Source organism: Haloferula sp., from assembly GCF_049672945.1.
In the GTDB taxonomy this organism is placed as follows: domain Bacteria; phylum Verrucomicrobiota; class Verrucomicrobiia; order Verrucomicrobiales; family Akkermansiaceae; genus Haloferula.
The window spans coordinates 1-13,150 of the sequence record NZ_JBATWY010000082.1 but is presented as its reverse complement, the minus strand read 5'-3'; the positions used below and the strand labels follow the sequence as shown (position 1 = coordinate 13,150).

At 53.0% G+C, this 13,150-nt stretch carries 9 protein-coding genes and 1 pseudogene; all 10 read right to left on the bottom strand.

Translation table 11 applies throughout. From position 1 onward, the window contains the following. Positions 1–72: 72 nt before the first annotated feature. The 10 genes and pseudogenes from WBG04_RS07000 to WBG04_RS06955 all read right to left on the bottom strand — a co-directional run bounded on the left by WBG04_RS07000 (position 73) and on the right by WBG04_RS06955 (position 12,333). Positions 73–1,536, bottom strand: coding sequence for a GH39 family glycosyl hydrolase (locus tag WBG04_RS07000; protein WP_424313668.1), 1,464 nt, complete (start codon positions 1,534–1,536; stop codon positions 73–75). A 7-nt stretch (positions 1,537–1,543) separates the two neighbouring features. Next, a complete protein-coding gene (locus WBG04_RS06995; RefSeq protein WP_424313667.1) occupies positions 1,544–3,088 on the bottom strand; it encodes a sulfatase-like hydrolase/transferase in 1,545 nt (514 codons plus the stop codon). Next, on the bottom strand, positions 3,055–3,714 hold the full coding sequence (locus WBG04_RS06990) for an SGNH/GDSL hydrolase family protein (RefSeq protein ID WP_424313666.1): 660 nt from the start codon (positions 3,712–3,714) through the stop codon (positions 3,055–3,057). Before WBG04_RS06990 ends, WBG04_RS06995 begins: the two co-directional genes overlap by 34 nt. A 282-nt stretch (positions 3,715–3,996) precedes the next feature. Beyond that, positions 3,997–5,436, bottom strand: a complete 1,440-nt coding sequence (locus tag WBG04_RS06985) for a GH39 family glycosyl hydrolase (protein WP_424313665.1) — start codon at positions 5,434–5,436, stop codon at positions 3,997–3,999. Between the two features lie 619 nt (positions 5,437–6,055). Next, positions 6,056–8,704, bottom strand: a complete 2,649-nt coding sequence (locus WBG04_RS06980; protein WP_424313664.1) for a hypothetical protein — start codon at positions 8,702–8,704, stop codon at positions 6,056–6,058. A gap of 393 nt (positions 8,705–9,097) precedes the next feature. Next, positions 9,098–9,874, bottom strand: a complete 777-nt coding sequence (locus WBG04_RS06975) for a hypothetical protein (protein ID WP_424313663.1) — start codon at positions 9,872–9,874, stop codon at positions 9,098–9,100. Between the two features lie 114 nt (positions 9,875–9,988). Continuing rightward, complete coding sequence (locus WBG04_RS06970) at positions 9,989–10,537, bottom strand: ISAs1 family transposase (protein WP_424313683.1); 549 nt, start codon at positions 10,535–10,537, stop codon at positions 9,989–9,991. Next, positions 10,531–11,238, bottom strand: coding sequence for a transposase family protein (locus WBG04_RS06965; RefSeq protein ID WP_424313662.1), 708 nt, complete (start codon positions 11,236–11,238; stop codon positions 10,531–10,533). The genes WBG04_RS06970 and WBG04_RS06965 overlap by 7 nt, the downstream gene beginning before the upstream one ends. 123 nt (positions 11,239–11,361) lie before the next feature. Next, a pseudogene (locus tag WBG04_RS06960) lies at positions 11,362–11,562 on the bottom strand (hypothetical protein); the annotation flags it as partial. A gap of 321 nt (positions 11,563–11,883) precedes the next feature. Continuing rightward, positions 11,884–12,333, bottom strand: coding sequence for a reverse transcriptase (locus WBG04_RS06955; protein ID WP_424313661.1), 450 nt, complete (start codon positions 12,331–12,333; stop codon positions 11,884–11,886). Between the last annotated feature and the right edge of the window lie 817 nt (positions 12,334–13,150).

Below are 13,150 nucleotides of genomic sequence, written 5' to 3'. Positions count from 1 at the left end.
GTGAAATTAGAGCCAATTTTAAATTTGGGCAATCGGGAATTTATGGGCTGCCCACAGATAGATCTAATGAAGTCATTCGTCAGAGGCTTTAGTCGCAGCGGAGGGCGTTACGTTAACCTTCACGAGCCACAGTGAATTGGGTGCGAGGTCCATTTTTATCTCTGGATTGGGAGTGGAAATGGTAGAGGAAGAAACGAGTTCAAAATCATGCGTGCCGTCTACCAAGTATCGCTCGACAGTCGCTTCACCTGTGAGAGGCAAGTTCTCAAGTATCACAGAGGCTTCCGATTGTTTTCCTTTGTAATTACTAATCATGAAGGAAAACGTTTTCTCATCATCGGAGGCACCCGCTATGATCTGCTGCATTTCACTCGGCATTGAGCCTTCTATGGTGACTCGGTTTGGCGTGTTTAGCATTTCTCTCCAGGCGAGGAATGCATAGTAGCTCGAATAAGGATTTCCAACGCGGTCAAACATGCCCCACAGTGATGTATCCGCAGTGTAGTAGTAAGCCATGTCGATAGGGGTATCCTGTAGAATCATGAGTGTGGATCCGATCATCGATGAAACAGCGGGACCGGTGGACATTTTCAAATAACTGGCTGCTTTCTCCGGGAAGCGTTCTGGATCACGGGAGCGAAGTATTTTGAAATCCGCGTTACTGCATTTCCATTCGGTCATGTGAATTTCAGTTTCGGTGAAGCCGAATGAATCTAGGAGCTTACGTGCAGTGATCGCACCATCTCTCAGCTTTATCACATTATCAGTATATATATGATAGGAGTAAAAGTCGAACGGCAGATTATTGCTTTTGCAAAATTCCAAAAACGGTTTTTCCCATGCTCTTCCGGGATTGTCTACTAATCCAGAGATCTTAACATCCGGGAAAGCCGCTTTAATCCCAATGGATGCTTTCTTATATAATTCAAAATATTGCTCTTGGGTGCCTCTCCACATGGGGCCGATGTGCGAGGGCTCATTCCATATTTCAACATGCTTAATATTGTAATTGAAACCATCAGCCCACCCTTCGTTATAATGACGCAGTATATTGACACAAATTTTGACCCATTTATCAAAATCACTTGGGGGGTGAATGAAGTAGGCGGTTGTATGCTCAATACTTTCACCAAATCGGAACAAGACATCTGATCCATTGTTTACAATCGCCGCGATGTAATCATCTGTTTTATCGAAGTAGTAATTCTTCGGATCGTCTGCATCTAAATGAAAAAGCGGGAAAATGGTATGAATATCGACGACATCGGGTGTCGGCCAGCGAGCATCATGGGTGCGAGTGATCGCAAAGCCCGCCTCTTTATGGCGTTGTATCATAGCAGAAACGTGATCTTCCAAAACGTGTGGACCTCCGTTCACGCCGTTTAATGGCTTTATTTTCCCTCGAGACTCTGAAAAATCAATCGTAAACGATTCTGCACTCAGTCCGGTAGACATCAAAGCTACCACGCCAACTATCGATCTGCACAACAACGTAAGTGTCGATTTTCTCATCTCTTTTATTTCGAATATTTTCATATATTTATCACTTTTGATTATTTGTTTTCGTAAATAGTTCTTTGTGCCGCTTATTCATCTTTTGGACTATTTCGGGATATTCCCCGGCAAGGTTTATTGATTCGTTACGATCCTTACTAAGGTCATACAATTCATGTTCGCCGTCTTCCCTTATGATCAATTTCCAGTCTCCATCTCGTATGGCTGTAGCAAATGCCAAAATTCTTTCGGTGGTCTGCTGCTTGTCATTTAAGGCCGGAACAAGGCTACTTCCTGTATAAGCAATGACCTCTCGCTCTTGAAATTTCGTGGAGTGAGAAATGCCAGCAAGCTCTAGGCAAGTCGGTAAGATATCTGAAATGTGGGCTATGTGGTTACTTATCCTCCCTGGGCTAGAAATGCCAGCCGGCCACCGGGCAATCAAGGGTGAGGCAATACCACCTTCATAGTCTGTTGCTTTGTAATTTCTAAAAGGAATGTTCCCAAGTGCGGCGACGGAAGGCCCTTGATTGATAAAGGAATGAGTGCTTCCAGGTCTAACTCCTTCCGGAACTTGTTTTCCATGATCATGATGCATGTGATCACTCGCACCATTGTCAGACAAAACAAGTATCAGCGTATTATCTAGTTTCCCAGCCGCCTCTAGGGCTTCGATTGTCTTGGCGACACTCTTATCGATGCTCTCGATCATAGCGGCATTGATGGCCAGTCTTTCTAGTGCCAGATAGCCTTTGGCAGCTGGTTTCGCAGTGAGAGAAGATTCGGGGATTTGTGTGCCCGGCGGAATTAGCCCCAGTTGTATTTGTTTCTCAAGGCGCTCTTGCATGAGAGACTGAATTGGCTTCGCTTTATAGAGATCTAGGTAGGGGCGCACTGTTTCTTCGTGTGCTTGAAGGGGCCAGTGAGGCGCAAAGTGGGATATATAAAGGCAGAATGGTTTTGAGCGATTGGCGGTAGATTTAATGAACTCACTTACAAAGTCTGTAATGAGATCGGTGGAATACTCGCCTTCAGGTCTTTCCCATTTTTTGCCGTTTTTCACCCAAGGTGATTTAGCCGCCTTTTTGAAGTAGTCTCCGGGGCCACCGCTCATTACACCAAATGACCAATCTAGCACTTTGGCACTATTGGAAGGAGAGTGCCAGTTCTCAGAAGTCACCATATCTAACCTGCCGACACCGCACGTTTCATAGCCGGCCTCCTTGAGCAACTCCATGAGGGTCACGCTATTTTTGTCCAGATTTGCGAAAGTGTTTGCCCCTGGAGGTTGTCCCACCCTCCAAGGGTAACATCCGGTCATTAAAGAGGCACGGCTAGGTCCGCAGCGGTTAGAGTTGTAGAACTGGGAAAAGCGGACCCCTTCGCTAGCGAGCTTATCAATGGCGGGCGTTTTGATTTCAGAACCGTAGCAGCCCAGTTCTGAGAAACCCATATCATCCGCCATGATGATGACAAAATTGGGCCTGTCCTCTACGTCTGCGATCCCCCAAGAATTAAGAGTAACAAGAATGAGAAAAACTTTGAGAAACCGAAGTGCTATCATTTTTTCGGGTGTTGATTTTCTGGGAACCATTGCAAAAGTTCTTCTACTACAAGGTCATGACCTGCACGATTCGGATGATTCGCTTGTGACATCAAGTCTTTGAGCTGACCCTTCCCACGGTCATAAGCCTTGAAGGCAGCTAGGCTATCAGCAAGTGCTACGTGGTAATCCTTTGAAAGCTGGCGAATTTGCTCTGCGTGCTGGTTCAATGGGTCACTGGGTTGATCTAGCTCAGATCTGGTATCACCAGTGGGAGTCAATAGTATGATTTTCACGCCTTGATCCTTGGCCGATTTAATCATTTCCTCCCAGGACTCTTTTGCCTTTTTAAGACCGATTCGGCGGTCGTTCAGGGCGTAATCAATGGTAACGATATCAGGTTTGAGAGAGAGAACGTCTTTTTCAAACCTTCCTGCTCCTCTATCAGAGGTTTCACCGCCAATGCTGGTCACAATCACATTGATCACGGAAAATGGGTAACGCTTCTTGAGCTGCCTGTGTAAAAGGTGGGGATACGCACTGAATGTATCCACGACTGGTGTTTTGAAATAGCCAGCGGGAACACTGTGACCGTGACATACGATATTTATCGTACGATTCGACGGCCATTTCACCTTTAACTGATCCCTTATCTCCGAAAGATAGGTCTTTTTCACTGCGGCACCGGAACTCTGCCTTTCGCTTCCAAACGCGCTGAGGCAGGTAAGACAAACTACTGCGCTTATCGTGGTGACTATACTCAATTTCATAACATGATCTCCCCGAGTATGGATCGACCAACTTTCGCTACTTCAGGAAACTCCTAATACATCGTGGAAAATGAAATTCTTACAAAATCTTTAAAAGACTTCGCAGGCTCGATGGCAGATGCACTTTTTGTGAGTATTAGGCAAACCTGTTCGTGCAGAGATCACGTATGAAATCGAAGCAGATAGAACTTAGAGAACCGTGACAAGGAAAACACATGAACCTACCGGCTTATCAAGGATAACACGGCCACCTTTATACTCTGCTTGAATCGGGACTAAATCATTTTCCCGATCCAGCTTTAGGACTTTAAGATCCTTGCCCTGCACGCCCTTGAGGTCGAGAACGATTCGTCCAGCGTTTGATTTAAACGCTGTAACAAGAACGGCTTTTGCTCCAGAAGCATTTTCCCCAGCCAATATTTTGATGGAAGCATCAGTAGAGCCAGCTTCCACGCGGAGCGGATGGTCAAGCATCTTCGCAAAGGCTAACATACCATGGTAGGTCTTGTAGGGGAGGCCGTCATTTACATGAAACAACCCAAACCCCCAGATACCTGTAGCAGTGTAGTAGTTACCCATGGTCAATGGCGTATCCTGCCACCCTGTGAGCACAGCAGTAATGAAGGCCGCCGCATCGATGCCATTGCAGCCATCTGGCCCTTCAAATACGTTCCTCCGGTATTTTTGGTCACTATTGAGTTTGTTGAAATTCGCAGGAAAATAGTGCCACTCGTTAAGGTGTAGCTCCGTATCGTGAAATCCTTCTTTGTCCAGCCACTTACGGGCCTGGCCGGGCTGCGATATGATGGCCTTCGTGCTGATTCCATAGAAATGCCAAGAGAGAAAATCAAGCGGAGCTTCATGCTCCCGGCAGTGCTTGATAAACGGCACGACCATTTTCTCGCTAAGGCCGGCAAAGGCCGGCCCACCTACCTTTAGATCCGGAAATTCGCTTTTAATCCGCTTTGCTGAGGTAACATAGAGGCGATAGTAATCTGCCATTGTTCCGGTCCACATTTTGCGCTTAACGTTGGGTTCATTCCAAATTTCCCAATAGCGAATGTTCCAGCGATGCCCGTTCGCCCAGCCTTCATTGTAGTGGCGGATAATATTCAGACAGATCTCCGTCCACTTTTCGAAATCCTTCGGCGGATGCGAATAGTAGTTATTAATAGAGTGCTCGATACTTGTCCCAAGCCGAAAAATAATATCCGTGCCATTCTCGATGCAGTTGCGGATGTAGTCATCAGTTTGATCAAAGTAATAATTCTTAGGGTCCGAGGCATCTGCCTCCCAGTTGCCGAAGATGTGCTGAATATCCACCAAGCGCATACCGGGATTATCCAGCGGCACATCGTGCAGACGAGCGTAAGGGATTTTTAGCGCCTTATACGGCTCGTTCAGATTCAGCCCACTTGCTTGCACCGCTAGCGGTGGCCCCAAATTGGCACCGTTGAGGGCCCGAATTTCACCCTTGCTTTGACCAAAATCGACCATGGCGATAGTATCGGCTTGTGCGGTCTCTTGCGACTGTGCGGAGGCGATGCCCGACGGGCAGACAATTAGGGAGACGGCGACCATCGCTGACGCCATGAAGTTTGCTTGTTTCGATGGGTTTTGGTTTGTCATGAATTGGGAGGATGTTGATTGGTGGTGGGTAGCACTGAGCTGCTCATTCGACGGGACGGAAAGTGGGGCTCCCTGCTTTACTCGGAGGGTCCTTCGTGGATGCGGAAGCCGGATGAAGGTTACCCATTCGTGGATTCAATTCTTTCCCTTCCCTATGAGTGTTGCCCGTCGTTCGTCGGACCGCATGCGTGGTCGCCGCTGAATTAGGCTGGATAAACTCTAGGTTAGCTGATGGGGATTTGGGAATGGATAAAGCTGCTGTTTTCGTTTCTGTTTCTGCTATCGGCGACTCTGGAAGGGGGGGGGCGCTTTGAGTTCCGAATCCGTTGATCAGCCGTTGAACACTTTGACAGAAAGATGCAGCCACACGCGGCTACAAATCAATTGGAGCGTGAGGCCTATTGCCCGTATTAGACGGCGGAGCCCGCAATTTCGGCACTAAGATACACGCATCTGTTGCGCGAACGAATCGGGCAATTGCTAGCGAATCCCTAGGAAATAGGCCGCATCGTGCTACTCAGACGACTCCGAGAGCTCAACCTGGCATGACCTTATCCCAGGTCATGTCTTTAAGAACCTCCTTGGTCTTCAGGATGAGCTGCCGGATCAAAAATCGCGGTCAGTCTGCTTCGGTGGCACTGACGCGGATGAAAAGCTCGGGGTTGCTGAGCTGTTCGGCGGGTACGGTGATCGTTACGCTTTCCACTGGGCTGGCATCAGTCGCTATTTCGCTCGCTGGGGTAAAATCTTGCCAGCTCCCGAGTGTGGTCGAATATTGGTAGCTGTACGTAGCCCCGGTCAGACCTGGGTTGCGGCGGGTGTAGGTCAGGGTGCCGGAATTGGGATCGAGCGGAATCGAAATCGGACTCACCGAAGAGCCACTGGTCGGATCTAGAGCAAAGAGGCGCTCGGAATCGTTGCTAAAGCCGTCTTTGTCGAAATCACCGTTCGGATCGCTCAGGTCTGCTCCGGGGTATTCCACCGTGTTCCAAGTCACGTAATCCGAGGGCCCGGCCGAAGGAAGCACGCTATATTGTGCATTGGAGACGGTGGCTTGATCCAATTCAGAGAAGCCGCCGAAAAGAATTCCCATGCCGTTGTAATCGAACAAGCTCGTTGCTTGATTTTCCTTGGTGTAGGTGAGATCGAAGGTTCCATCGCCACCTACGAGCCTACCACTGAGATCTACGGTGGTTGCGGAATCGCGGGTGATCGAAAACGTGTAGGCATACGCAGCGGTCGAGTCTGCGTTGAAAGTTCCAGAGGTGACCGCCGTTGCTACGAGACTTTGGGCGTTTGGATTGGTGCTTTGCACATTACCGTTCGTGCGCGCCTGATAAAGGTTTTGATCAGGCACAAAATTCCAGCCACCGACCCAACTCTGGTCGGCGGTCGTTCCATAGTCTCCCACGACGAAGCGGTACTGATTGGGATTGATAGATGAACCACCAGTGAAGGTGATACCCAATGATACTCTCAGTGTTTCGCCAACGGCCAGCGATACGGTCTCGCCAAATTCACCTGTGACGAAGGCTTCGTTGACATTGTCGGTGCTGCCGTCGCCAAAGGTTGGGCTGGAGGTGTTTAGGTCCGTGTTTACGGAACCTGCGGGACTGTCACGTGCAATATTCCATTTACTGATTGTTCCATTCAGCCCCTCGACAACGTCAAGGGTCGTGTCGTCGAGGATTGCCGGGTCGTTGTCGAGGAGGTTGCCTGAGGGATCCGCGATGCTGGCGGTGGTCGGGATACGGAGTCGGAGGGTTCCGGTGGTCGTGGGCGTGACTTCGACCCTGAACTCTCCGGGTGATGGCTCGGTGATCGAACCAATGATGATGGGGGTTGATGGGTTGGCATTGTCGAAGTCAGACGCATCCACGGTGCTCTCGTCGATGTCTTCGCTAAATGTCACGGTGTAGGTGACGGTGAGATTACTCTCCACGGTTGCACCGGCCTTGTCATCGACGATATCGGATGAGGCGATGGTCGGAGCGGTGGTATCGTTAGCCTCGGTAGTTAGCACTTCGGCGAGGCCGATCGCTTCTTCACCCTCACCCGAGTAGAAGAGGTAGACTTTCCCGTCATCGTCTCGGAAAAGGTCTGGATCGCGCAGCTGGTTGACATTGACCTGGCTTCCGTTCAGTGAAATGGCCAAGGGGCGGTTTGCTCCTTCCCAGTTGAGCTCGGGGAGTAGCATGAGGTCGTGAATGGTGCTGGGGTCGCTCACCACGGTCGTCCAAGTGTCAGCCGCCCAGCTGCCCTGGCTGAGGTCCATGGTGGTTCGGAAGATGCGTTCCGGTTGCTCGCCCTTGCAGGTGTACCACACCTCGAGGGTTTGGTTGTCGTCCTGCAGCAGGGTGGCGAAATGGCGAGGGGCGCCGGTGTTTGTCGTTGGATTGCCCGCGTTATAGCGGGGTGCGACGCCTGGGTTGGCAGTGTAGTTGGCACTCAGGTCGTCGAAGATTGGGTTTACGTTCTGCGCCTGCTGGTCCCAGGCATCCGCGCGGGGATCGGAAGTCTGCCATGGCACGGCGGCGTTGGGAGCTTTCCAAATCGGGCCGTTGTTAGAGAAGGCATACAGCTCGCCGTCGTAGCGGAAGGTCCGGAAGTAGGCGTTGCCCAAGATCGCGTTACGCACGCCGTGGCCGGTTTCGCCACCACCGACCCCGCCGGTTCCGACTCCAGTCGGGAGATTGAAGTTTAGGCCTGTCGAGGACGTTGCCACGAGGGTCTTCTGCGTGTTGGTGTCAAAATCCCCGGCATCTGGAGAGGTTCCATTGGCTGGGCCATGGAAGAACATGACGAACTGCTGGTTCACCTCATCGATTTCCACATCGGGGGAGGCGATGTGGCCGAATACGCTGGCTCCCCCGGTGAATCCGATGGCATCAGTTGGTCCAAGATCGAGCACTCCATCGCCAGCGACCCTCGGGTCGTCGTTGGTCCCCATATTGAAAAGAGTCCAGGGGCCCTTGATGTTGACTGCCCACGCCATCCGGATCTCGTCGTCGGCGTGATTAGCAAAGTAGAGATAATAAATGGCGGTGGGATCGGCTCGGTCTGCGGGGGCAACCCAGCTAGGAATCCGAACGCAACTGGGTCCGTTGATATTGTTCGATCCGCTGGCACCGATTGCTGAGAAGCTCGCGGCATCGATGATCGGCACAGTGCCGCATCGGACGACTTCAAGGGCGGGTGAGAGAGTCTCGGCTGCGGAAACGCCCAATAGTAGGGTGGCTATCGGGATGATGGAGATGCTTATTTGCATTTTCTATGTTGCTTTAAGACTTCGGTGAGTAGGGTTTGCGCTTTCACGCATGCTGCAGCCGATTGGACAGTAGATTCAGCTGGAATCGGGAAGTAGGGTTCTTCGCTCTTGGCTCCGTTAGGGCTGGAAAACGGGAAGGGGGCGAGGGAGATGATGAAAAGGGCTTGGGGCTTGCTGGGTAACAATTTTAGAAATCTTCAACCGCAGATTGATGGAAGGAGCGCAGATTGATTAACAGATGATGGAATCTTAAGTTTCGCTTCCTGAAAAACCCCAAGGGGATTCTCACGAAGAAGATCCTTTGTCTTCACCTGCGCTCAATCTGTCCATCTGCGGTTGGTCGGCCCTGCCGATTCAAATTCAGATGCCTTTGGGGTGGGGGGAACCCATGATTTACGCCCGGCGGCGGAAGAAGATCAGACTCATTCCAATGGTCAAACCGAGAAATGTAGTCGAGGAGGGTTCTGGAACCACGGTGAACTGCGCAGTGGAAATGGAAGCTTGATCCAAATCAGCGGGGTCCCCGAAAAGGAGCCCCACTCCGGTGTAGCCGAACAAGGATGTGCCCTGGTTTTCCTTGGTGTAGGTGAGACTGAATGGGCCATCACCACCCACGAGACTACCGAAGAGATCCACGGTGGTGGCGGAATCACGTGTGATCGAAAACGTGAAGGTATAGGCAGCGATCGAATCTCCGTCGAAAATTCCAGAGGTGGCCGTCGTTGCTGAGAGATTTAAGGCGTTATTACTCGTGCTTTGGATATTGCCGTTCGTACGCCCCCTGTAGAGGCCTTGGTCGGTAACGAAATTCCACCCACCGACCCAACTTTCGTCGGCGGTTACTCCGTAGTCTCCAACGACGAAGCGGTACTGATTGGGATTGGTGGATACGCCCCCGGTAAGGGTGATGTCGAATGTTACGTTCAGCGTTTGGCCGACGGCCAGCGATACGACTTCACCAAATTGGCCGACGACGAACATGTTATCGGCATTCGAAGCGGTGCCGTTGCCGAAGGTCGGGCTGGAGGTGTTCAGGCCGGTGTTAACAGAAGGAGCGGTGTTGTCACGGGCGACAGTCCAGGTGCTAATGCTGGCCGCGCCGACCGAGCCAACGAGAGCTGCGGAGCTGATTGCTAGGGCGGTAAGGATGGTTGGGGATGTCTTATTCATAGGTCTGCGATTAATTTGGCATTTTCAGATGGCGCAATAGAAAGAAGCGGTTCCTGTCTATAGCGTCAAATCTAAATCTCGCAATGAGACGAAGAGCGTGGGGCGGTTGTCTGGTTAATTGATTTGTGGTGGGGGATTTTTGAGGAGGCGCAGGGCGAGCCAGGGTTTGGCGCTGTGGTGGTGGAAGCCGGCGTTGAGGCTCGCGAATGCTTCGAGGTCATGCAGTCGCAAAATGGCTCCCCTCAGTAGGGCGAGGACTTGGCCTCCGCTTGCTTTCTTGCGCGGACGCGAGGCGTCTTCTTTCCACAGGCTGGTGTCGCGCTTCCAGTGGTTCTTGTTTTCCACTGACCAGTGGCCGCGAATGGCTTGTGCGAGAAGCGCGGCGCTCTTCTCCTCACGCTCGAGACTCGTGATGAAGTAGCGGGTCTCGCTTTTGCATTCATCGCTTTTCGCTTCGATCCATTCGCGGGTGCTTCTGATAAGCTGACGCGCCCCGGGAAAGAGGCTGATGTCCCAATCGAGATCGACTCGGGCGAGGTGGCGGCGCTCGACTCTTCCGTGATCTTTTTCCCATTCACTGACCCATTCGTCAGGAACAGCGGCGGAGAGGCAATTTTGCGCGAGTTGGTGCAGGGTGGGCTGGTTGTCTTTGACTCCTAACAGGTAGTCGCCGCCGTGGCCGTTGATGATGAAGGCCGTTTTTTTTGGGCGTCGAGGGCATCGCCTGTCACCAGCGCTCCCTGGAGTTGGCTCGCGGCGTCCTTGTCGAGGAGACGCTGGGCAACGGGCAGTTCGCAGTCGTCCTTCTTGCCGCTGTAGGTGCGCTGGGCGAGGGGCTGGCCGGTGGCGTGGAAGCAGAGGGTGACGATGCCGCCGAGCCGACCTTTGGCTCCGATGCTTTTGCCATCGAGGGCGAGGGTTTTGGGCAGAAGATCGCTGTTTTCCACCAGCCAGGCGTTGAGGGCGCGGGCGAGTTCGACGGGATCGATGCGGTTGACGATGTCGTTGAGCGCGCCGTAGCCGGGCATGGTCAGGAGGCCGGTTTTCTTGTTGCGCCGGGTCAGGCCGATGGCGCGGCGTTGGTAATGATCGAGGGGGGCGCATTTCTGCCAAATGGCTTTGACGTCCTGGGCGCCGCAGATGAGACCGTAAACGATGAGGGTGAGCATGGCGCTGAAGGGATGGCGGATGGCTTTGGGGGTGCGGGTGTCGGTGAGGCCCAGCAGGGCGTGGCGAAGGGTGCGCAGCTCGGGGCATTTCAGGGCGCAGCGGGCTCCGGCGGTATCGCCATCGGCGATGGCGGCCTGATGGGCGGGCGGAAGGAGGCCGGGACGCGAGAGCAGGGTGAGGGCGTCCTTTTTCAAGGGCCGGATCCAGAGGTGTTTGGGTTTTCCGGTGTCCTGATAGAAATCGCGGCGGTGTCTTTTGAAACCTTTGGTGAAACCCAGCGGGGTCCAGTTGGTGGCTTTATAGAGGGTGCCGGTGTGCTCGTCGGGATCGTGAAAACTTTCCGCCAGTAGCGGCGCGAAGCCGTGGCGGGCCTCGAACTCGTCACCAAGGGTGCGCAGGGAAAGGGCGAGGCACTGGCTGGCGAGATTGGGGCGGCGGGCATGCTCGATGATGTAGAAACGCCGGAGTTGGACGATGAGTTTGAGGCGGTTTGCGCAGGTGACGGAGTCCCAGCCGATGTGCCTGTCGCGCTCCTTGAGTCGCTTGGCAGCTCCGCCCCAGCAGAGGACGGCGACGAGTCCGGGGCAGTCCGCCTCGGAGTCGGTGCGGTAGATTCCCTGCCAGAGGACGTGTCCCGCAGGACGCCCGGCCTTGAGATAGTGGCCTTGGTTGAGGGCCTGGCGGAGAGCGTCGATCTAGGCTTCTTCCGTGGCGGTGCGCAGGACGAGATCGTCGACAACGAGGGCGGGTTTGGTCATCAGTGCTTCCATGGCACTCTGATCCTGCAAAAACGGGGGCTAATGTCTAGGATTCTCTCAAATCCCCAAAGATCTTAGCCGTTAGAGGATTTCCGGGCAATCGCCCTGCGGTTCCATCACTCCGGCCTTGAGCCATTTTCGGATCAGGCCAGTGAAGGCTCCGTCGTCGATTCGTTGCTCCAACATGCTTTCCAATATCCGGCTGGCGGCATGTTGGACGATTTTGTCTTCCAGAGTTGGAAGTCCCAGAGGTCGCAGTTTCCCGTTTCCTTTGGGGAGGTAGCAGCGTTTCACATGCGGCGCCCGGTAGCGCTTGGCTTTGAGACGCTCCAACAAGCCCTGCAAGTTCTCGTCTAGGTTTGCTTCGTAAGCCGTCCAAGTCATGCCGTCCACTCCGGGCGCGGCATTCTTCTTCAAGCTTCCGAAACTCTCGTAGAGAGCCTGCAGGTTGAGCAGCCGATAGAGATCCCTGAAGCGATGCCCCGGGGTTCCAACAGCTTTCTGGTTCAGGGCTGCCAAGGAGCGGAACACGCTTTGTTTGGGAACGTTCTTTCCCCTCGCGTGAGTGCTCTGGCTGCATTGCCATCCTGCCCGTCCCTTCGCCGTGTGGTCGGTCCTACCGCTTCTGACTACTATGGACGGATCTGACTCCTCCGACCCTTCGGCACCGTCTTCCTTGAGTTGATCGGTGTCGTCCGAGCGCGGATCAGATCCGCACTCGGCTGGGCTGGAGGCCTCCCGTGTTCGTGGTGGGAAACTCTCGTTATCCGGTGAGGTCTCCTTCATCTTTCTCGCTTCTCTCCATACATACCACGATCTACTTCGACTCCGGAGGAACCGGTCCGCACTTACCATGACGCACGGAACGATATTGCCTTCCCTGTAACGTTAGCAGGTCGGCTTCCTCATCGCACTCTGACGGAGCTGTATCAATCTTGGGGAATCTGCGAAACTCCCTGCGGTCTGCATGGTTCTCTGTGTACGCTTCAATCGGACTGTTCCCCCATCCGTCCGCTGCTTGTACAGCTTCCGGGTTCATGTTGTTCACGCGGTGCCTCCCGCGAATTTCCAATGGGTTAGCTAGCCAAACTGCAGCACTCGATAGTGATTTCTGGTTAGGGGTTAATCACAACGGGACTTTCACCCGATAAGAAGCGCCACGCTTTGCACGGCGCACAACGCCGTAGCTGATACCCGAATGTTCGTTTTCCGGGACCGACCCGAATGGCACTGTTTTAAGCCAAAGCTCGGGATTTCCCGCGATGCGGTGATTCCTTGTATTCCGCTCGCGGAACGGTGAGGTAGCTGAAGTTTTTCGGTCGCTTCTTCTGGGCTCTCGGCTCCCTCC